This is a genomic window from Kothea flammea (genome assembly GCF_052161645.1).
Lineage (GTDB): Bacteria > Planctomycetota > Planctomycetia > Pirellulales > Pirellulaceae > Laterigemmans.
The window spans coordinates 7,710,064-7,729,654 of sequence record NZ_CP197414.1; the positions used below are offsets into that span (position 1 = coordinate 7,710,064).

The 19,591-nt window shown below is 51.3% G+C and carries 20 protein-coding genes, 1 tRNA gene and 2 pseudogenes; 5 read left to right on the forward strand and 18 right to left on the reverse strand.

Annotated features, from left to right (window positions below):
• Window positions 1-150: 150 nt before the first annotated feature.
• From SH139x_RS28740 to SH139x_RS28775, 8 genes and pseudogenes are all read right to left on the reverse strand, one after another.
• Window positions 151-885, reverse strand: a complete 735-nt coding sequence (locus tag SH139x_RS28740) for an IS66 family transposase (protein ID WP_488356119.1) — start codon at window positions 883-885, stop codon at window positions 151-153.
• Entirely contained in the window at window positions 869-1,180 is a 312-nt protein-coding gene (locus SH139x_RS28745; RefSeq protein ID WP_488353155.1) for a hypothetical protein, read from the reverse strand. Before SH139x_RS28745 ends, SH139x_RS28740 begins: the two co-directional genes overlap by 17 nt.
• A 68-nt stretch (window positions 1,181-1,248) precedes the next feature.
• A complete protein-coding gene (locus tag SH139x_RS28750; protein ID WP_488353156.1) occupies window positions 1,249-1,818 on the reverse strand; it encodes a hypothetical protein in 570 nt (189 codons plus the stop codon).
• Window positions 1,819-1,952: 134 nt separating this feature from the next.
• Window positions 1,953-2,735 (reverse strand): hypothetical protein, encoded by a 783-nt coding sequence (locus SH139x_RS28755; protein WP_488353157.1) that lies wholly within the window; start codon window positions 2,733-2,735, stop codon window positions 1,953-1,955.
• Window positions 2,736-2,981: 246 nt separating this feature from the next.
• Window positions 2,982-3,395: pseudogene (locus tag SH139x_RS28760) on the reverse strand (IS3 family transposase); the annotation flags it as partial.
• Between the two features lie 290 nt (window positions 3,396-3,685).
• On the reverse strand, window positions 3,686-4,390 hold the full coding sequence (locus SH139x_RS28765) for a hypothetical protein (RefSeq protein WP_488353158.1): 705 nt from the start codon (window positions 4,388-4,390) through the stop codon (window positions 3,686-3,688).
• Between the two features lie 14 nt (window positions 4,391-4,404).
• Window positions 4,405-5,025 (reverse strand): hypothetical protein, encoded by a 621-nt coding sequence (locus SH139x_RS28770; RefSeq protein ID WP_488353159.1) that lies wholly within the window; start codon window positions 5,023-5,025, stop codon window positions 4,405-4,407.
• A gap of 13 nt (window positions 5,026-5,038) precedes the next feature.
• Window positions 5,039-5,824, reverse strand: coding sequence for a hypothetical protein (locus SH139x_RS28775; RefSeq protein WP_488353160.1), 786 nt, complete (start codon window positions 5,822-5,824; stop codon window positions 5,039-5,041).
• A gap of 293 nt (window positions 5,825-6,117) precedes the next feature.
• Between SH139x_RS28775 and SH139x_RS28780 the strand changes: the two genes are divergently transcribed.
• Window positions 6,118-7,182 (forward strand): PDDEXK nuclease domain-containing protein, encoded by a 1,065-nt coding sequence (locus SH139x_RS28780; RefSeq protein ID WP_488353161.1) that lies wholly within the window; start codon window positions 6,118-6,120, stop codon window positions 7,180-7,182.
• Window positions 7,183-7,645: 463 nt separating this feature from the next.
• Window positions 7,646-8,293, forward strand: a complete 648-nt coding sequence (locus SH139x_RS28785; RefSeq protein ID WP_488353162.1) for a hypothetical protein — start codon at window positions 7,646-7,648, stop codon at window positions 8,291-8,293.
• Here SH139x_RS28785 and SH139x_RS28790 read toward each other — a convergent pair.
• A complete protein-coding gene (locus SH139x_RS28790; protein WP_488353163.1) occupies window positions 8,277-8,528 on the reverse strand; it encodes a helix-turn-helix domain-containing protein in 252 nt (83 codons plus the stop codon). The two genes, SH139x_RS28785 and SH139x_RS28790, sit on opposite strands and share 17 nt — an antisense overlap.
• 102 nt (window positions 8,529-8,630) lie before the next feature.
• On the opposite strand from SH139x_RS28790, the gene SH139x_RS28795 reads away from it, so the two are divergent.
• Window positions 8,631-8,777: a hypothetical protein gene (locus tag SH139x_RS28795; RefSeq protein WP_488353164.1), complete on the forward strand. Its 147-nt coding sequence runs from the start codon at window positions 8,631-8,633 to the stop codon at window positions 8,775-8,777.
• Window positions 8,778-9,101: 324 nt separating this feature from the next.
• Here the strand turns inward: SH139x_RS28795 and SH139x_RS28800 are convergent, their stop codons facing one another.
• From SH139x_RS28800 to parA, 3 genes are all read right to left on the reverse strand, one after another.
• Complete coding sequence (locus SH139x_RS28800) at window positions 9,102-9,374, reverse strand: hypothetical protein (RefSeq protein WP_488353165.1); 273 nt, start codon at window positions 9,372-9,374, stop codon at window positions 9,102-9,104.
• 181 nt (window positions 9,375-9,555) lie between these two features.
• A complete protein-coding gene (locus SH139x_RS28805; RefSeq protein ID WP_488353166.1) occupies window positions 9,556-9,792 on the reverse strand; it encodes a plasmid partition protein ParG in 237 nt (78 codons plus the stop codon).
• Entirely contained in the window at window positions 9,789-10,409 is a 621-nt protein-coding gene (gene parA / locus SH139x_RS28810) for a ParA family partition ATPase (protein WP_488353167.1), read from the reverse strand. Before parA ends, SH139x_RS28805 begins: the two co-directional genes overlap by 4 nt.
• A gap of 208 nt (window positions 10,410-10,617) precedes the next feature.
• Here parA and SH139x_RS28815 point away from each other — a divergent pair, with 208 nt between their 5' ends.
• Window positions 10,618-11,337, forward strand: a complete 720-nt coding sequence (locus tag SH139x_RS28815) for an ankyrin repeat domain-containing protein (RefSeq protein WP_488353168.1) — start codon at window positions 10,618-10,620, stop codon at window positions 11,335-11,337.
• 306 nt (window positions 11,338-11,643) lie between these two features.
• On the opposite strand, the pseudogene SH139x_RS28820 reads toward SH139x_RS28815, so the two are convergent.
• The 3 genes and pseudogenes from SH139x_RS28820 to SH139x_RS28830 form a co-directional block, all read right to left on the reverse strand.
• Window positions 11,644-12,870 (reverse strand): annotated as a pseudogene (locus tag SH139x_RS28820) (ISAzo13 family transposase).
• A gap of 381 nt (window positions 12,871-13,251) precedes the next feature.
• Entirely contained in the window at window positions 13,252-14,292 is a 1,041-nt protein-coding gene (locus SH139x_RS28825) for a hypothetical protein (RefSeq protein ID WP_488353169.1), read from the reverse strand.
• A 177-nt stretch (window positions 14,293-14,469) separates the two neighbouring features.
• Window positions 14,470-14,937 (reverse strand): 3'-5' exonuclease, encoded by a 468-nt coding sequence (locus SH139x_RS28830; RefSeq protein ID WP_488353170.1) that lies wholly within the window; start codon window positions 14,935-14,937, stop codon window positions 14,470-14,472.
• Between the two features lie 654 nt (window positions 14,938-15,591).
• On the opposite strand from SH139x_RS28830, the gene SH139x_RS28835 reads away from it, so the two are divergent.
• On the forward strand, window positions 15,592-15,930 hold the full coding sequence (locus SH139x_RS28835; RefSeq protein WP_488353171.1) for a site-specific integrase: 339 nt from the start codon (window positions 15,592-15,594) through the stop codon (window positions 15,928-15,930).
• A 128-nt stretch (window positions 15,931-16,058) separates the two neighbouring features.
• Here SH139x_RS28835 and SH139x_RS28840 read toward each other — a convergent pair whose 3' ends face one another.
• From SH139x_RS28840 to SH139x_RS28850, 3 genes are all read right to left on the reverse strand, one after another.
• Entirely contained in the window at window positions 16,059-17,261 is a 1,203-nt protein-coding gene (locus SH139x_RS28840; protein ID WP_488353172.1) for a hypothetical protein, read from the reverse strand.
• A gap of 766 nt (window positions 17,262-18,027) precedes the next feature.
• Window positions 18,028-19,011, reverse strand: a complete 984-nt coding sequence (locus SH139x_RS28845) for a tyrosine-type recombinase/integrase (protein ID WP_488353173.1) — start codon at window positions 19,009-19,011, stop codon at window positions 18,028-18,030.
• Window positions 19,012-19,128: 117 nt separating this feature from the next.
• Window positions 19,129-19,202 (reverse strand) — tRNA-Val (locus tag SH139x_RS28850).
• Window positions 19,203-19,591 lie beyond the last annotated feature (389 nt).

Sequence of the window (19,591 nt, forward strand, 5' to 3'; positions counted from 1 at the left end):
CCAGTTGCCAGTCGATTCTTGCAACAGTGCCAGTGCGATCTCGAAGACCGGGAAGACTCCACACACTGAGCGATCCTGCGGCGCTGGAAGACGACAAACCTTGCACAACTGCAAGTATGTCCCGCTTGTACGACGCTTCCCACCCGAATTTCAGCTGCTGAACTGCCGGCCCATATGTAAGCGCCCGATAGGGTTATGTTTGGGGTCGGGCACTTTTTTCTTTTTCTCGCCGTCGGTGTTCGATGTGGCGGCGGGCTTCGGTGTAGCGAGTTTTCTCGCTCCGGTCTTCGTTTTTTCGCGGCGGAACTGACGGACATTGTCCGCGTTTGACTCTGCCCAGCGGTCGGGCAAGCACCTTATCATCCGGTCCGAACCTAAAGCCAGTTCGTGCTTCGCGTTTTGATCTGCCCACGAGAGTTCACGCAGTACGTACTCCAAGTACTGATCCAGCATCAAGTGATGCCGATCTGCGGTGCTAGTAATACTAAACAATCGCATACGACTCTCGGCCGCCTGGGGATGACCCAAAAACAACCAATTCTTACGACCGATCGTCAGCGGACGAATCATTCGTTCGCTTTGTGAGTTGTCGATTGGTATCCGACCGTTTGTTAGATAAAGTGTTAATGCTCCCCAGTAGTTATTCATGTAAGTAATCGCTTTGCCAAGCAGACTCTTCGGCAATCGCTTGTCCGGCGGTATTCCATCAAGCCACCGGCGAAAGTGCTTCCAGATAGGTTCCGCTTTAGTCATTTGAACTTGCTGACGGGCGTCGGGACTCAGGCTTTTCCCGCGTGCTTCGATCGCGTAAAGGCGTCTGAAGAACGCGGCGGCTTCGGATGACTCCAGCCTCGCACCTTTTTCCGCATCAACAAACGCGACCAGCTATAGTACCAGGTTCCGCGAAATCCCCGACAGGGAATAGAAAGTTGTCTTCGAAAAACGAGGTAAATAGAGTTGCAAAGTAAGGTGAAGATTGCATCTTTGCCGCGAGCAACAACTCGTCGTTGATTGATTTGGGCAACTGGTCCTGATCATCCACAAGATCCCGATATACGCGTACCGCACACAATCCGTGGCGTTTTTCGTGAGCGCGGTACGCGTAAAACTGTCCGCCCTTGCCATGACTTTCCTGGACGGTGTAGCCGCGTCGCTGCAGGACGTCCTCATGTGGTTTCATGCGGTGAACCGTTCGATAACGCAGGCGAGTCGGATCGTATTTCCTAGTAATTCTTGCGTTTTGAGGTCCTACCAGATGATACCCAAAATCATGGCGAATACACAAAATCCACAACCTGCCATCGCAATGCACATCAAGACCCGACAGTCACCCGCAGTAGCTTGGTCCAGCTTGATGAAAATTAGCATGCTGGCGACCAGCGAAGTGGCGGCCGTAAACGCAGTATTGAGCCACTGCCAGCGTACTCTATGCTTGCGCAGCGTTGCAGATTCCCGGATCGCGTCGATCTCGTGATCAAAAATCGTGCCGCTAAGGGTCGATTGATAGATCACGCCATACGCTCGCTCGTTGGATTCGATGTGTTCGGTGACGCTATTTAGTGACCGGCGAATCTGATGAGCTCGCATAATCGTCTCGGCGCTGGCCACGTCGAAGCCGAGGAGTGGCTGAACGATCAAGCACAGCTGCTGGTCCGCGTCATCAACGGCGTCTTGCGCACTGATGTGCCATCGGGAGGTGATCGCAACGCGATAGCCATTAGTTTCTCGTGCAAGTTTGTCGTCTGAATACCCGCTGCTCTGTGTCACGGCAATTAGCATCAAGGCACAAACAGTCGAATTCAGGATAGTGCTGCTCACGATACATCTCCACACGTGCGTAACTATGTCGAAACCGCTCTTGTTCATTCCATTTGTTGACACGGCACTCTATGCTCAATGCGGAAGTGCCGTTTCTCAAGCTGTCGGTTCAGCAAGTTCCCAACTTCTGTGGATCATTTGTTGGCAAAGGTTTGGTCAAACTGTTCGGTGACCGTTCGACGGTCGAGGTTGACCGAAACTTCGTGCTGGAACTGATCCTGGTCGCACAGTCGCTGCAGCGTGCGGATGCGTTTCTCAATATCGGTTGCTAACTGCTTCGTTTTGGCCAAATCGGGTTGGTCAAAATGCATGCCGCTGGTCGCAGAAGCTACCTCCAGCAATTTCAGCTCCGCATTCAAAGAGTTGGCCAACTCCGCCAAAACGATTTGCTCTCGTTCATTGTCGCGGATATACGAGACAGCATGTTCAAGCGTCTGACGCCGCTTGGACAACAAGGCCTGGCGTATGCCCAATTGCTTTTCCGTCTGTTTGTAGGACTCCAGTCGTCGCAGCAGGTCCGATTCCACCGTCGGGCGGTCGAATGCCTGACCATCAATTAGAATCGTACCGCTGCAAGGCGTATCCAGTGCGTCACGCAGTTCCTGCATTTCAGCTCGAGCCAGCTTCTGTTTTTTGGCCATCTCTTTGGTGCCATTGGCCAGGTACTCGATTTCCACATCCAGCTCTACAGCTGCCTTTCTATTTTGTTGCAGGGTTGGGGTTAAAGCCTCAATCGCTTGTTCCAATCGGACCAGGTCAAATTGGATGCTGGTCGCATCTCTCAATCCATTCCGCACCATCCCCTGCATCCCCTGCCAGTAGCTCCACAGCAGGTCACCGCCCAACAATGCAGTCAGCAGCACCACTGCTGCGGAAGTCCACACAACATTTTTTGTCAACTTCGCTTTTTCAAACACTTTCAAGCTCCTTATTGGATGTTACAGCCAGGCCGCCCAGCGCCGCCTGTTGAAAGGTTGAGTCACGTCCAAATGAGTTCTGACAAGAAGCTGCAAATTCTTCAGGGAAAGTGCGATCCGAATGTAACTGCGATTTTCCACCACTTTTGCCGTCAGGAATTCCGTCGTCACTACGGATGCGACAGTTTCACATCATTTGGAGCCAGGGCTGGTGAGGTGGCCCATGCTTGGCGGGCGCGCTAACCCTTAAGCGTTTTGAATGAGCTCGAAGCGGTTTGGTGATTGATAGTCTATTGATGAGTGTCGACGAATCGAGTTGAAGTAATTGATGTATTCCTGGATTTCTGCGAGTGCTTCTTTGAATGATTCATACGGTCTTATTTCCAATTCTGTCTTGTTGGTTCCGAAACACGATTCCATAAAGGCGTTGTCGTAGCAATCAGCGGCGCGACTCATGCTCTGTTTCATTCCAGCTCTTTCGAGTAACTTGCGGTACTCTTTGGCCGCGTACTGCCCGCCACGATCAGTGTGGTGAATCAGTCCTGGCGCGGGTTGGCGTTGCTTGAGCGATTGCTTCAAGGCTGTAATAACGAGAGGTGCTTCCATATTCAAATCGAGTGACCAGCCAACGATTTTCCGCGAAAATAAGTCCATTAAGACCGCAAGGTATCGATCGGATACGCCGCGTTACAGACCCAGCAAACTCTTGCAGCTTTCGAGGAGCACCGCGGATCATCAACTCCAACATGCGAGCATTCTGTAAATGACTGCCCGCTGTCCTCCGGGCGTGCAAAGAAAGCACGTGGAGCCTCACCAACATGTTGCGGCGACTGCCCACGGGGCAAATCACCAAGTAAATCAGGCCAAGGTTCGGACATAATGTGGTACTCCCTCAATGCTGATGGAACAAAACGAGTTCACTTGCGAATGATCGCCGCCTATTCTCTCTTTCAATCGAACCGAGGAAGTTCTGGTTCAAACTGGAACCGATTGCTGATCAGATATCTTGAAGAGTCCATTTCGGCGAGTTCAAAAATCCGTTGCCAACGCCAAACTTCATCTTCGTGCACGAGATACAATGCAAGATTGCCGCCTTTTTCATGGTATTGCTTGAGTGCCCCAAACATCCGGTGACCTTTCAGGCTTCTTTCGGATCGATCCGTTTCGGAATCTTTCATTGTGCCGATAATGACAACCACTTGATGCGTTCGTGGCCCAACATCGCGCATTTGATTGATATAGCGAAACGTCTTCCCAGTCGCTTCAAAAACGGGTGTCTCACCCGCTTGGGAATTTTCAAGTAAGAACCGCTTCAATTCGTCTGGAGAACTAAACTTCTGCTTTAATGCGTCAGGAGATCCCTCGAACAACACGATCTGGTCGTATCCACTGATTTGCGACAATACGATCTTGCCCCTAGCCCCTTGAGTCACACTCGAATATTCCTCAATAAGTTCCAGGGTCAATGGAAATGTCCGCTCCCCCTCTTTCCCCTGAAAACCGTGACTCAGATCTAAAGCAATTGCCAAACAGCTATCCAATGCCACCCCATCACCGATCGGCATCGTGTCGCTTGCCACTTTTCTGATGCACCCGATGGATGTCAGTAAAAGACAGACATAACAAAAAGCCGCCGTTACATTCTTTCGTTGCATATTTGCGATCCTTCTTAAACGCGGTCGGAATATTCGAAATCATGCACAAACGCCGCATAGGCTGCGACGCCGCCGATATACAATGCCGTACCAATGATCGGAACGTAGAATGGTGTCTCATTCCAAGCATTCGACTGGGACGCAAGTCCAACGAAAAACACAATCGCATCCGTCACCAGCACCGTTGACCCTATTGTCGCATATAAGTAGAAGGCCACTGGTCGCGACTTCTGCAGTTGCGAAACTGCCCCCTCCCCTTTCGCTTCATGAATAAAATTCTTCCAACAAAGGCTAACTGAAATAAACAGAAGACCAGCACTCAAATGACTGAGATCTAATTTTGAGAAGCCCTGGTAGTTCTCTAGAAGTTCCAAAAACGGCAATGGGACACGAGAAATCCGCATTTCCATAACGGGCAGCAGGTCTTTCAGCCCCCGCGCCGCAATTGCCATACAAATCACAAATAACGGCGGTAAAATAACGGCATTCAAAAACCAAAACTTGACGCGACGTTCCCAAGGTTTCTTACGCAACAAGGTTGGACCAGCCTGAATTTGGTTGGTTTTTCGATCTCGTTGGGGAATGGCACTGTCGAATGATTCAAGTTTGCCATTAATCTTTGAACGATCAAACATTTTTTCCCCAACCCTATGCTGGAATTCGAGTGGACAGCGCAATAGACGCAGCTGGCGATTCTCTCCGCAGCTGTTCTATCGCTTGGTTTAACGCGTACAACAGCTCCTCCTCGCTGAAGTTGGACGTGCCGACGACCGGCACAAGCAGCACTTCGACTCGGTTGTCGTTATATGACCATAGGGGCACCACTTGCCGCATCTGCTTTTCGCGCCGGACTTGCTCAATTCGTTTCTCAATCTCTGGATCGTTCTCCACCGTCTCCGGACGGTGTTCTTGACTTGGAGTGGGTTTTGGCGGCTGGTGTTTCGCTACAATCTCCTCAGCCACAGCTGGGTAAATAATTTCTCCTGCCCTTGCCCGTTCCAGAGCCTCATGCCTCGCCTCGGCCGGAACGCTTGCTCCGGCTAGAAGCTTGAGAGATTCGCTACGGAACATTCCAGACAACCCAGGGTTTGGCAAAAGTTCCGCACCAAAAGCCCTATACGCTGCAAGGCAACGATACAGTTGGGTTCGCTTTATCCCGGTTTCCTCGATCATGTGCTGTAGCTGTTCTTTTCGTGAAAGCTCAGGAGTAATGCATTCAAAGATGTGGAACAATAGCCCGACTTCAAGCGTATCTCTCGCTCCACGCCCTCGGATCAAATCGGCGATTCGAGGATAAATAAGCGATCGTTCTTCATCCGTTACCAACGTGGATTGATTCGAACTAACACTAGAGAGCAATTTGAGAAAGTCTTCAGATGCAAGATCTGCAGAGTGAAGGTCCAGCAGGCGTTGAACTAGATTTTCCATAACCATTCTTTATCAATGAGTAGTGATTGAGATAAAATCAAAGCTCGATAGTTGGCAAGGATTGGCGACCAGGAATTGCCGCTTCTATCAAAGATTGAACTAGAGTCGATGATTGTCGGGTAAAAAAGCTTTTGCTGTTGCTCGCCCCCAGTTGCCGAAAGAAGGCTTCCATTTCAGGATTTCCAGTTCCGCAAAACATTGCAATAACACGACGATCTACTGCAGATTGCTGTGCCCATAGCCGAGCGGTGGCGGAGGACCTGGCAATGGTGAATAGGCCAGATAATGGGGTAAAAAAAGTGAGTGACCTGATTCCAAATGAGGAGTACCGAGACTGGCTCGCAACAATCAAGAGCCGCGTTCAGTCATCCCAAATCAAGGCCGCCATCGCCGTCAATTCCGCGATGTTGGAGCTTTACTGGTTTTTGGGCGAGCAGATTATTGAGCGGCAGGAAACGGCCAAATGGGGAGACGGTTTTCTAAAGCAAATGGCCAAAGATCTGTCCGCCGAATTCCCTGAAATAAAGGGATTTTCCCATCGAAACCTCAAGTATATGCGGCAATGGGTTCGATTCTGGACCGCGTCAATTGAAATTGGGCAACAAGTTGTTGCCCAATTGCCCCCTGAGGCTCCGCAGCTTGTGGCCCAGATTCCGTGGGGGCACAACCTGCGTATTTTGGACAAACTGAGCACACCCGCTGACGCACTGTTTTACGTCCAGAGAACGATCGAGAACAACTGGTCACGTGCGGTTCTCACCCATCAGATCGAATCCGGCTTGCACCTCCGGGAAGGCAGGGCGATCGACAATTTCGACGCCACTTTGCCAAAGCCAGAAAGCGACCTTGCCCGTCAACTTCTGCGTGACCCATACAACTTCGATTTTTTGACGCTGACGCAGCGGCACAATGAGCGAGAACTCGAAGACGGCTTAATCGACCATCTGACGAAATTCCTGCTCAAACTCGGAGCGGGCTTCGCGTTCGTCGGTCGGCAGTACAAGATTAACGTCGACGGCGACGACTACAGCATCGACCTGCTGTTCTATCACTTGCGTCTGCACTGCTACATCGTAATCGACTTGAAGGTGGTTAAGTTCAAACCCGAGTTCGCCGGAAAGCTGAATTTCTACATTTCCGCCATCGACACTCAAGTCCGCACCGATGTCGATGGTCCCACGCTCGGAATCCTGATATGCAAAAGCAAGAGCGACATCAAAGTCGAATATTCGCTCCGCGACTTGACCAAACCCATCGGGGTTAGCGAGTACCAGATTACCGAAAATTTGCCGGATGAATTGAAATCATCGCTGCCGACTATTGAACAGATCGAAGCAGAGTTGGGAAACTTGGACAATGAGTGAGTGGCGCGATGTCGAATTTCAGTGATTACTGATTGACAGAACATCTAGCACGGAATTGTAGAGCCCGGGGCACGATTTGACGAAGATCATGTTTCGGTGCTGTGAGTTAACAACGTCCGGAACGAACGACATGGAAACGGATGCCGCTCTGCGAGTATCGCCTGAAATCAATATTGAGTTTTAAAGAATACGTTTGCAGGTAAACGAGTTCCTGTATTGCGGTGGTCGGCAACGCCGCAGCACGTGGCTGCGGTTTTAGAATCGGAGTCCACCGTCAACTTTCCGAGTACAATTCCACGCCGGTGAAGGGGCAGGCCGTTTACACAACCTAAAAGTGATAACTTTTCTTATGGGAAATCCGACATTCTAGCAACAAGGCTGATAGTGCCAATGATAAGCTGATCGCTCTTGCTTGCGTGATTCACATCTTGCGCTTTGTCGGAACCAGTGATAGCGTCACCAGATGATTGCTGACGAGCGAAGTTTTGGAATTTTAATCGCATTCGTCGTTCCAGGCTGGATCGGAATACTGGGATTATCTTATGTCTATCCGTTGTTCGATGCTTGGCTCGCGGGGCCGCTCGACGCAAGCCCAACGGTTGGTGGATTTCTGTTTGCCCTGCTCGCATCTGTTGCTTTGGGGACAGGCTTCAGCACCATACGTTGGCTAATCGTCGACCCTCTTATTGGCTTGACGCTTGAGCCGACGAAGAAGCCCCATTTTGAGCACCTCCGTGGTTCGCATGACGCGATGAGGTTTCTGGTCGAAAGTCACTATCGCTTTTATCAGTTTCACGGAAATATCCTGATCGCCATCATCATTGCAGCGTCTTCTCGGTGGTATGCAATGGGATTCGACCAAGCGGAAGGCGGTATTTGCCTGCTGACGCTAGTCGTGCTAACCCTCGGGGCTCGCGACACGAAAAGCAAATACGACCTTCGAGTAGCCGAGCTGATGTCCGTTACCATCCAGGACAAAGACGTGGCCGAGGCAAAACCCAAGAAGCCAAAAAAGTTGAAAGCGGTTCCAAGGTCCGTAACCAAAACACTTTGTACTGATCCTGCAGCGATCCTAGGCGCTGAGAATGAACGATCTATTCGCCCCGATTAATTCCATCCTCGAATTCCTGGATAAACTCCCCGAGATCCTTTCCGAGGGCTTGGCAGACGGACCGGAGCTGTACGAGATCGAGCCGTAATTCCCCCCGCTCCACTTTACTAACGAAAGACTGCGTTTCTGCGATCTTGATCGCCAATTCAGTTTGTGTCATTCCCGAAGATTTGCGGGCCTGCTTTAGAACTCGCAAAAACACGCGATATTCTTCGGTTCCGATCGACTTTTCCATAAACCCTTGCCTCCCCGGCGACGAGAGCGTATAGTCAAAGACGGAATAGTCAAAGTTTGACTCTCCTTGTCGTTTCTTTCTCTCTCTTTGGGGATTGGTGCCATGACAAACGGTGCAGGAAAACATCACGTCGAAGTCGAAGAAGCTGTCGAACCTGAAGGCCAATTGGCGAAGCCGGATACGCAGCCGAACAGCCAGGAAGTGAAAACCGAATCCGCAAAGTCGGCTGCAGCCGATTCGAGCCGTTAAGGTTTTTAAGCGAATTGTTAATCCGCCGCAGTCGGCAGGAAATGCTGTACTCGCGGCATGGCAACGCCCGGCTTTGCAATAGACCGCTCTAGTTCAATTTGCATCCTATTCGAGGTCAAACGCAAAGAGCTGGTTCCTCCGCTCGTACGCATACGAATTTCCCCGCGTTTACGCTGACGATCACGTGATTAATAGCTTGGATTCCAACGATATGATCAGCATCAACCATCCTTTTCGTCAGCTCAAAGACCTGAGATAACGCTTCTAGTCTTGCTTTCCATTGACCACCAGTCTTTGTCGCGATCAATGCACCCTAAAAATAGCCTAATGCATGTCAGCTGCTGGTCCGGGCGCATTTTGTTCATTTTCGCTTCGCTGCTGTGCATGGATCCATGTATGTGCGAGATCCGCGACTTTCGCCAGCGTGAGCAAATCGTCGCGGCCAAAACTTCTTGTATGCGCCCATTCTTCCCCATCCTTGTAGCTCAGATCGAATTGCACGTTGTAATACGTCGCATCTTTGTTTCGATTAGCGAATACGGAGGCAGCAATGGCCCCTAGGCGAATGCGATGAACCGGCTTGTTGTTTTCTGACATGATAACTCTCCTTTTGTTGGTTGCCTTTGAGACGCAGTAATCAGCATCTTTGCAAACTTGGAGTATCACAAATGGGAGTATGGCGCAACCAATAATAGCCGGTTGCTGACCGCGACCGTTTTATTGGAGTAATGTCCCGCGATAATCCTAGTCGTTTGCTCGAAATGGATAACCGCGACAATTAGCTACGGGAGCATTCGAAATGGTCTTCGATGAGTTTTCGCACCAAGTCCGCGATGCAGATGCCATGCGTGGCGCAGTGGATTTTTAACTCTGAGTGAAGATTTGGATCAATGTCTATGGTCAAGCGTTTCGGCTTGGTTGAGGAAGCTAGCTCGGACAAATTCCGCTTGCCAACCCACTGATCAACGGTAGGCTGGGATCTGGGACGTGTTGGTATTGCTACTTTCTTGCTCATTGAACCCTCCTCAGCTCAGTAACGAATTGCTTTACTTCCTTTGTTGCCTTCGATAGCCGTCTATCCATCACCGTCTGCCCGTTCGCGGCGGTCTCGGCGAAAGCCACTCTTTGTCCGATGTCGCTTTTGAGAACGGAAACTTCCAGCTCCTTGAGGGCTAGCCGCACATCTCGTCCAATTGCCGTGTTTGTAATCTTTCGATTGAGCACAAGGCAGACACGAATTTGCGGCTTGAACGCCTGTGCTTCGCGTACTAGATCGACGGTTTCCGCTGCTGCCCAAACATCCATGGGTGATGGCTGCAGCGGGATAATCACTAGATCAGCGGCCAGAATAATTGAACGAGCCAACTCAGTTACCCGTGGCGGGCCGTCGATGATCACATCATCGTAATCCGACGACAGCATCTCGATTTCCTTGTGAATGGTCGCCTTCGGCATACCAACGACCGAGAATTTCACATCGTCACGGCAGTTCGCCCAGGCCAACGCACTTCCTTGAGGATCGGCATCGATAAGCAAGATCTTTCGACCTCGCTTCGAAAGCTCCGCTGCGGTATGGATGGAAAGTGTTGTTTTTCCGACGCCGCCTTTTTGGTTGAGAAATGCATAGATCATTCTGAGCGTATTTCTGTGCAATCGCATGCACGTTGTTACGATTTGAGCTTATCCTGAAAACATTGTCGTTGGCAAGCAATAATTTTCGCTTAACGGTAAATCGAATACTCAGCTAGCGACAGGAGGTTGGCGTCTTGACTATCAGGCAATTGGAAAAAAGTGTTGCCTGTAAATATCAAAAATGGCAAGCTGTCTCCGACGAGAGACCATGCTGCCGAAATATGCATTATTAGAAGCTATCAGATTTGACTGCACTGCTGACTTTGAGCGGGCCCTCGAACGCGGTGCAACGCTCGATGCTCGAGATTACTATCAGCGATCTGCTGTTGAGATTGCTTTTCGTTTTAATTCCGTAAATTCACTCCGGCGGTTCATTCAGCTCGGGGCAGACCCTAATCCAGCCATTGGAAAACGAGGAGAACGTCTCATTCATGCCGCTGCCCGAGATGGCAATCACGACACACTCACCGCCTTGCTTGAAGCCGGTGTTGACCTAAACCAGAGAGGCGTTGGCGGTAAGACCCCTCTGCATTTACTTTGCGAACGCAATTACGAGTATCTTGCTGAAATCTTACTCCGAGCAGTTGCAAGTCCGCATGTGCGCGCCAACAAAAGGCAAACACCGTTGCACATAGCATCCCAATTGGGACACCTTGGTCTCGTTAGGATACTCGTCAATTCAGGGGCCAATCCGCTGGCGGAAAACCGCAGTCGCTTTACGGCGATTCATGAAGCCGCTAAATCCGGACAACAGAATATAGTGAATTTCTTCATACAGATGGATCTCTACACCCCAGCGAAAGCGGATTTTTGGATTCGAATTGCTCATTTGGCGGAAAACAATGGAAATACGCGGTTGGCAGAACATATTTACTCCACGTTTGATAACTTAAGTGTCTCGCGGCACCCGGAGCCTGAAGTTGCCTAAATAGGAAATGTCGACCACCGATTTACTGAATCTATTCAGGATTCATCCAAAGCGGGAGCTTGTCCCGCAATCGTGCTCGGCTAAGATGGTATGGGAGGAACAGCCAATGCCACGGCCATCATACACAATATGTCGCGAAGATTTGCTTCATGCCAAAGCCTATCTTGGCAACCGACTGCGAGATTTCAGCCTTCAGTTGACCGAGATAAATTCATACTCGCGGGCTAAGGAGCAGTTTCTGCAAATCTCCCAATCGAGGGTAAGTAAAGACGCTGCAGAACAGCTGAGGCGTCGTTCGGAAATAAATTACCCGTTTCGTCTGTTACGGTGTGGTTGAATCTCATAGTTCCAGTCGCCATGAAAGCTATTACGTTTTAGGCGGATGGTTTGCATCTCGTCATCGGTCACTTTTCGTCCCGTCTTGTACTGCCCTTCGTCAAGCCAGCAGTGGACTTCCAAACCTTCATTCGTTTTCGTTGAGCCAACCAAGTTGACCACCACTTGATGCGTCTCTAACGGGACGCCTCGCCAATTGCGGGTGATGTGACAGAACAATCGGTGCTCAATCTTATTCCATTTACTCGTGCCTGGTGGGTAGTGGCAAACCTCAATCTTCATGCCCGTTTCGTTGGCCAGTTGCTGAAGTTCTAGCTTCCACAATCGACTTCGATGAGCGTTGCTTCCTCCGCTATCAGCGGTGATCAGCAATCGGCTCGGGCGACCATAACGCTCTTGGCCAAGTTCCAGCCACCACCTGCGAATCGCTTCGACGGCAAACTCTGCTGTGTCGCTGCTTACCCCGATGCTAACCATCGCTTCATTCTCCGCGATGTCGTAAACACCGTACGGTACCGCTTTGCCAAGCGCCTTATCGGGAAAGTCGTGCGTGTCGACTTCTCGCGGCTCTCCCTTGGGTCGATACTCCCGCCCCACATTTGCCTTGTTTCCGAGCACTTCCTTCTTTTTGGTGTCCACTGAAACGGCCGGTCTTCCGCCATGGCGATACGCTTTGACTCTGGCCGCAATGTGCTGGAATTGCGCATCGCGATCAGGATGATCTTTACCTTCTCTGGTTTTGCGATTGCCTTGTAATGAGTAGCCCAAAGAACGAAGCACTTCTGAAATCTTGGTGCGCCCCACTTGGAAGCCCTGCGAAACCAATTCCGTTTGTAGATTCGTCAGGCTCTTGCAAGTCCATCGCAGCGGCGACTGGGGATCACCTCGTTCGCTTGGCTCGACCAAAGCCTCAATGGCAGCGACCAATTTGGCCTGGTGGAATTCAAGCGACTTTCGACCTGCACCTGGGCGACGTTGTCGTCCCGATGTCAGTGGAGTCTTGCATTGAAGTTCCGCAATGCCATTCTTGACGGTGCGATCCGATAACCCAGTGGCAGTCGCAACTGCTGCAATGCCACCACGGCCAATCGCGATTGCCTCGGCAGCAGCCCAACGCCGCCTGCCCCGCTAATCGAGATCATCAATGAGCGCGTTGTACTTCGATCGGAGTCCATCGCCCAACGTTGCATCCGGCATACATAGAGTATGCGGATTTCAACTTCGCAACTCAATGCCAATCAGGCAGTTTATTTCCGAACGACGCCTGAATGCATGGTGTGAGCAGTACCTAACCCAGGAGGAATGGCAAAAGCTAAAGGAATCGGTCCGAAAGCGGCGTCAGCGCTGGGCGGGAACACGGGAACTAAAGACGATGACGTTGTCTGCAAAGGCTCATCGATTGCTGTCGGAGGTCGCAAACCGGGACGATGTCACGCTTTCACAAGCCCTTGAATATTACCTGCCCCAAATCCTAGATCGCCCTGCTCTGCGCCGCCACAAAAAAAGCAAAAGACCGTAAGGGCAAGCTGAGGAAAGATGAGATGCTGGTATGTGGCGGGAGAAGGACCTACAGCTAGTTTAAAGTTTGCTGAGAATTTCTATTTGCATTTGTTCATAGCTGCTCGTCTTCATCAGTGATCCGATAAGTGGCGATAGTTGTACGTGTTTTTGTCGGATTTGAGTCATATACTGAAGCGTTCGCTTGTCTACCTCTGTGACATCTGCGTACATCGAGAGTGCTGCCAATTGGCCATCGCCCAGATCACTTCCTGACGTTCGGTGTGCTTTTTGCTGGAGGGCGATGAGAGTGCGATCCATTGTAATCGTGGGGAGTGAGCCAGGCGGCACAGTCGCGAGATCGACATCTTCGGCCGGCACAAGACCACTTGCTAAAACCCGTAATTTACCGGCTAGGACAGCAAGTTCGCCCAGGTCGCAGATCGTCATATCATCTCGAAGCAAAGCTTCTGGCACGCCTGCCTGCTTGCAAACCTGTGAAACGATGTTTTCATCGTTCGCCAAGAGGATCTTCGCTCGTGCCCGTGTTTCTTCGGCAAAAGCGATCGCCAACTCGTGGACGTTTCTGAGGCTTTTATCACCTGTAAGTAAGACCTGGCTCTCGAGCTGAGTTGCTAATTGGTTAACACGGACCGGAAGTTCCGAATTGGAAAACCGCTTAATTCGGCGTGCCTCGCCAATTGTAAGCTTACTAATTTCGGGATGAACGGTTCTAGCGAACGATGCTACGTACCGATCGTGACCTAGGCTTTCGCGGACTTTACCGATCAACAAATTCCAAAAATCATCGCACTGCGGAAACATGTCGCCGCCATATCCCGTCTCCCAAAAATCATTCCGAGCAGAATCTCTGATCAATTTCAATCCCCGAATTCCTTGATGCACGTAGTGGTGAAGTTCCCTCCTTCCAATGTCGGCGGTAGAGCCGACAAACCACGAGCGGTCGTATGGTCGAGGCCAAGCAATCAGCGGTAATCGTCCAAGAAAGCGCAGGCGATGGTAAACCAGATCATCATTCTGATGTCGCAGCAATTCGCAAAGGTGCGAAAAACTGATGATCAAATAGCAGTTGGCTACTGCCAAGTCATCGACAAACTGCATCGCCCTGTTTCGATTGCCGCCTTCGGAGCTATTGAAATCGCGAGCAAGTCGGCCTAGGGTCGCGGAATCAAGAGAAACGTACTTTGGTTGAATGATCATTGATTTTGTCGCTTGAAACTTCCCTAGGCGTTTTGCTGGAGTTGAGAAACTTAAATACGAATTTGCCGAGCGACCAGCTTATAGGAGTCCAAATTTACGAAAACGCGTCATCTGCCAGAGCACGTGGTGTTGCGGAGGTTTGACGCCTAGCATTTGGCAGGCGGCGGGCAGCTTCTGCTTCGTCAGTTTCAGCGTGCAGATCCCTTCGCCGGGATCGAATACGGCTCGCATCCGTTCGAACTCGAGACCAAGCATTCGCTCGTCGAAGATGAGGTTGTGAGCAACGACGACTCGATTACCGATACGTTTGGCGATCGCCGAAGCAACCTCTCCGAAGGTTGGTGCCATCGATATCATCTTGGGCGTGATTCCGTGCACGTGAGTTGGCCCGAGATCACGCTCTGGGTCGATCAACGTCTCGTATTCATCAATGATTCGTAGGCGATGGTCAAGCAGAACGACACCGATCTCGATCACACGATCGTGTTTACCAAAGCCAGTCGTCTCTACGTCGACAACCGCGTATTCGAGATTCTCGCTTTCCATTTCCGTGTGCTCCCGTCAGTATTTAAGTGTCATCTGAAACATGAAGGTCACTTTGCCACTCCACGTGGGGTTTGTGCTGTAATTGTGATGCTGAAAAAAAAGTTACTTCGAAACAAATCTCTTGTTAGTTTTTCACCGTAAACACCTCGTTGATCCAGGTAAGTGTTGAACTCTGCTTTGAGTGGTCGTTCATTAGCTGGCGACAGGTCGCATCATCCAGTAGCGAAACTGTATCGTGTGTGATACTTCCGGTACCGGCCTGGTCAAGTCCGTGGCCAAACAATACGCCGCCATTGTTAGTAACGATGTAACGATTGTGCAGTTCATCTTTGTTCCAACGAATAACGGACAGTGTAACTGAAGCAGGAAGATGTGGCTTAATCCATCGATCGAGGTCTTTCTGAAATTGTGCCGTGCCACGATCCTGGTTGCCAGTATGATATTCAAACCACTCACGAACCGCTCTTATGGCGGCACGTTTTCTGGAGCCATGAATCGCCCGATCGACAATCGAAGCTTCGATCTCGCTATGGATGGCTATTCTATCGACGGGTTAAAACGAACAAATCGTTCTATCGGCCGATGAATCGAGCGGTTCACGCACATTTGCGTCGGCTTCAACCTCCGACGCTCGTACCAGAGGAACCGATCTTCGTGGGTGGAACTGCGAGGCCCAACGCGGTCTTCAAGCGGTTGATCACCCTCGCCGGGATTCGTGATAAAGTCGACATTGAAACCGGCGTTGCCAAAGACTGGCTGCTGAAGGACCTCCGCAAGACCTGCGCGACATACTATGACGAACACATGCCTGAGTCTTCCATCGAAATCCTCGGTCACTCTGTCAGCGGCGTCACGTACCGGCACTACGCTCATCGAGATCCATTGGCCTTCAAAGCAATCATGACGATCCCTCAGCCTTCCGCTTTCATGGCTCTACCACAGGGTATCGAGGGTGAATGCCCTTGCTGCCGGCGGAAGTTCGCGGGCGGATGATCTACCGGTCGATGAAGCCGGAGCAGGCCGTGGATGATCTTCGCGACGCGAGGGCCCTTTTGATTGAGGCCAAATCAACTGCCATTCAATAGGTGTCCAGTGGGCTAGCTCCGTCGACGGACTTGAAGTCACCTCTCCGATGACTTAGGTAACTCTGCAACCAACACATGAAGGGTTCTCGCCTTGCTCAGCGGCTGGAAAGTGGTGGCCACATTGTTGGCACAGATAATCCACTTGTGATCGTAAGAGCGGAAGTCTTTGAACATCTCTTCGGCACGCCATGTGACCGTTAACGTTCTGGAATCTACCAGTTGGCCAGTCGGGAATAGCCAGGATGCATCATCGGTCAAGACCGGTGGTTCCACAAAGAAGGTCAACGAATCGGGTAGTGCGGAATCTTCAACGTCCTGGATCGTTTCGCCGTTCTCCAAATCGATAATTCTCAGTCGTTTGCGGCTTGCCTGCGGATTGTAAAGTCCCAGATGTATATAGCGTCCGTTCGGGCTAATCTCGGCATGTCGAACGACGAATTCACGCTCCACTTCTAGGGATTTTTGAGCGTGAGCTCGAACCGTTCCTTGGTCGATCTGAAAGACCCTGAGCGATGCTGGGCTGCCACCGCTGAAGACCAAGACGAACCGCTTTCCTGGAGTAACTTTCCAGTACGTGAGTTGGGTCCCTGAAAACTCGTGAATCCGCTTTCCCGTTGCCTGCTGCAGATCGAACAGCTGCAATAATCCATCCTTGGTTTGCAGCAAAGCCAGATCATCGTTGAGAAGCTGTGTGGCTAGCAACTGATGATCGAACGGGATGTCCTTAGTCGTGCCATTCGGAGTAGAGTGCATCCTCAATACTCGGCGGCGGTTTCCCGGCTCGCCTACCGTGGCACCTTCCAGGATGTAGTTGCCGCTCGGCGCGACATCGCAGGCGTTATGCACGAATGGCATTTCCCCTGGCAAGGAACGAACTACCTCAAGTGTTGGACAGGAAAGGATGGAAACAACTTGCTGCATCTGGGCACCTGGTTTGGTGACGACTCCGCTCGTGACCAGGAAGTTGTCCATCCCAGCATTGGGAGCTGCGCGGATGACTTCCTTGAGAAGATGAACCCCCGGCTCGAGAGAAAGGCGTTGACGCGCGGGATCGACGCAACTGCTCCAAAACGATTGGGAGGCTGCAATCGTCTCGCCCTTCGGATCCTGATCGGTTGGAACCTGACTGCGAGAAAGCTTAGGTTGTCGGCCTTCATTAGTGAGTTGGTCGAGTTGCTTGCGGTCGGCCTGTGCTGGACCCAAACGGTCGGATTCTGGCGTTACCTTTCCAGGCTGCATCCGCTCAGGTTCTGCGATGAGTGATGACGACGTGGTCAGGGCTTCGTCATTCGCTTCTCGCGTCGCAGCGAACAGGCTCAGCCCAACAACTATGGATAGGACCGCGAAACCCGCCAGCGAAGTGAACAGGATGGAGCGGTTACTGTTGCGACGCCGGCTGGCTGGGGATTTGCGACGCGAGGGGTGAGTGGATTGTGGTTCTACATTTATCTGCGGAAAATCGACTGGCGGACACGGTTTGGATTCTCGCGGTTGACAAGTCGATGGCTGAGCATCGAAATCTGGAGCGACTTCAGTGGTACGAGCGAGTGGCGAATTGGGGACCTTTAGTATGCGTCCGCACCGGCACTTTGCCCGTTTCCCTGCCCAATCAGAGGGAACTTGCTTTTTCAATCCACATTCGCAGGCAATGTTTATCACGCGTTTTCGACCCCGAAAAGTGTTCACGACCGGTACCTCTTCAACGATCGACTTAGAATAACTTCTAAGCGAGCCCGTGTCAGTGTTCCTGGCCACGTAAGGCAGAGACGCCGCTTTCGAGCGTTACTGCTCTAGTTCGTCTTGCGATGAGGATGGCCCCACGGCCGGTAGTTGCCGCACCTCACGTAGGCGTATCGGTGCTTGAAGCCAAAGTGACTTAACGGGACTCCATTCGATACACCGGTGGCCGACTCCGGAGCAGGCACGCAAGTGTTCTAGTCACCGACGTGATCTCATGGACGCACCATACTGAGCTCGCGGTAGTCATAGTCAGAATTTCTGAAGACTACTTGGTGCTACCGGAGGCGTTGCGGGCTTGGTTTCGAAGGTGTTCCATGTTTTGCGAGAGATGGGCGTAGTTGGATACCATTCGCGTCGATTTGTGGCCCATGAGATGAGACAGGGAAACGGTGTCGACGGATCGAATCAGTGCGTTTGTCGCGTAGCTGTGCCTCGCTCCATAGGCGATCACGCGAAAGCCAACCTTTTCACTGATGCGTTGCATCGCCTGTACTAGAGCGTCTTTTGTCCATGGCAGGCCGCGGGTGTTTTTGAACAGAGCACCGCCATTGCCCAAAAGCGGCTTGATTAAAGATGCTGCTTCAGGCGTTAGGAAAATAACACGTGAGTCAGCTTCGCCTTTGCTCTCGTCTGGCGGAAAGATGACCAAGTCGCCGTGAACGTGCCTCGCCTCAACGGTACGAGCCTCTTTCGGTCGGCAGCCGGTCGCCCATAAAAAATCGATCAGTCTTGTCAGCTCTGGGCTCGCGTGCGATTTGATCGTTTCCCATTGCTCTGGGGTATAGACGATTTCTCTTCGTTTGCGTTTTGGCTTGGTGACTTTGGGGATTGGGGATGAGTGCAAGTATTCGTGCTCGATGGCCCAATTGAACATCCGCTGAACGATAGAAATAGCGTCGTTCTGGCTTGTCGTGGTGCCCACCTCTTTCGACCAATTAAGGACATGATGCTTGCGGAGAGCCGCAACCTTCATTGTCTTGCCGATCGAGTCAATAAATCCCTTCAAGTACCGAAGATGATTTTTGTACGTCCCCTCACTCCGGTTTTCCTTGCACCAGTCAAGGTACGCCTGAGATAGCTGGTAGACCGTAGACAGCTCGGCCTTGACCGATTTGCGGTCAAGCATCAGCTTGTGAAACTTATCGAAGGCAGCCTTCTTTTCGGTGCCCAGGGTCAGGCGTTGCCCGTCGATGGTGCAAACCCATCTTTGCTGCTGCTTTTTCCAGTACGGTTTTGGCTCTCGTGGCACCGCGTCGCTCCCTTTTACTTCTGATTAGGGAAGTCGAAAAGGAAATTTTAAAGAATTCGAGCAGTGAAGGCCAGAAAAAAGCCCCGCAAACACAGTGTTTTGCGGGGCTTTTTGAAGTGGGCGATACAGAACTCGAATCTGTGACCTCCACGATGTCAACGTGGCGCTCTAACCAACTGAGCTAATCGCCCTTACTTTTTTTCTCTATCCGCTAGTTTGTCGCGAATCCGCAAGTCAATCTGGCTTTTTCCAGCTACTTACTTGTCCGAGCAAAAACCGAAGCATTCGGTTCACACGTTCGGCAGTAGACTTGCAGTATCGTCCACTCGGATCGCTTATCCTGAGAATAATATCCCCAAGAGCGGTCTGCGTAGTCTGGGCTGGATTTCTTGACTCGTCAAGGCCCAGTTTTTGCATCACCTGCGGCTTGCAATGAGCGCCTGCTAGGATGGCAGGGGGGCGGTTTTGGCAATTTGCCCCTCGCTCCCCGGCCGTAATGGAGGCAAAACCGTCAAAATTTACCGAACTGTGTTGACTTTGCTCTCCGAGATGCCCGATACTTTAGGCAATGTATGGGCGA

Coding starts and splice junctions, on each gene's coding strand:
- SH139x_RS28745 (WP_488353155.1), bottom strand. CDS start 1,180: ATGAAACCACATGAGGACGTCCTGCAGCGACGCGGCTACACCGTCCAG.
- SH139x_RS28765 (WP_488353158.1), bottom strand. CDS start 4,390: ATGCAACGAAAGAATGTAACGGCGGCTTTTTGTTATGTCTGTCTTTTA.
- SH139x_RS28770 (WP_488353159.1), bottom strand. CDS start 5,025: ATGTTTGATCGTTCAAAGATTAATGGCAAACTTGAATCATTCGACAGT.
- SH139x_RS28775 (WP_488353160.1), bottom strand. CDS start 5,824: ATGGTTATGGAAAATCTAGTTCAACGCCTGCTGGACCTTCACTCTGCA.
- SH139x_RS28785 (WP_488353162.1), top strand. CDS start 7,646: ATGATTGCTGACGAGCGAAGTTTTGGAATTTTAATCGCATTCGTCGTT.
- SH139x_RS28790 (WP_488353163.1), bottom strand. CDS start 8,528: ATGGAAAAGTCGATCGGAACCGAAGAATATCGCGTGTTTTTGCGAGTT.
- SH139x_RS28795 (WP_488353164.1), top strand. CDS start 8,631: ATGACAAACGGTGCAGGAAAACATCACGTCGAAGTCGAAGAAGCTGTC.
- SH139x_RS28800 (WP_488353165.1), bottom strand. CDS start 9,374: ATGTCAGAAAACAACAAGCCGGTTCATCGCATTCGCCTAGGGGCCATT.
- SH139x_RS28805 (WP_488353166.1), bottom strand. CDS start 9,792: ATGAGCAAGAAAGTAGCAATACCAACACGTCCCAGATCCCAGCCTACC.
- parA (WP_488353167.1), bottom strand. CDS start 10,409: ATGATCTATGCATTTCTCAACCAAAAAGGCGGCGTCGGAAAAACAACA.
- SH139x_RS28815 (WP_488353168.1), top strand. CDS start 10,618: ATGCTGCCGAAATATGCATTATTAGAAGCTATCAGATTTGACTGCACT.
- SH139x_RS28825 (WP_488353169.1), bottom strand. CDS start 14,292: ATGCAGTTTGTCGATGACTTGGCAGTAGCCAACTGCTATTTGATCATC.
- SH139x_RS28830 (WP_488353170.1), bottom strand. CDS start 14,937: ATGGAAAGCGAGAATCTCGAATACGCGGTTGTCGACGTAGAGACGACT.
- SH139x_RS28840 (WP_488353172.1), bottom strand. CDS start 17,261: ATGCAGCCTGGAAAGGTAACGCCAGAATCCGACCGTTTGGGTCCAGCA.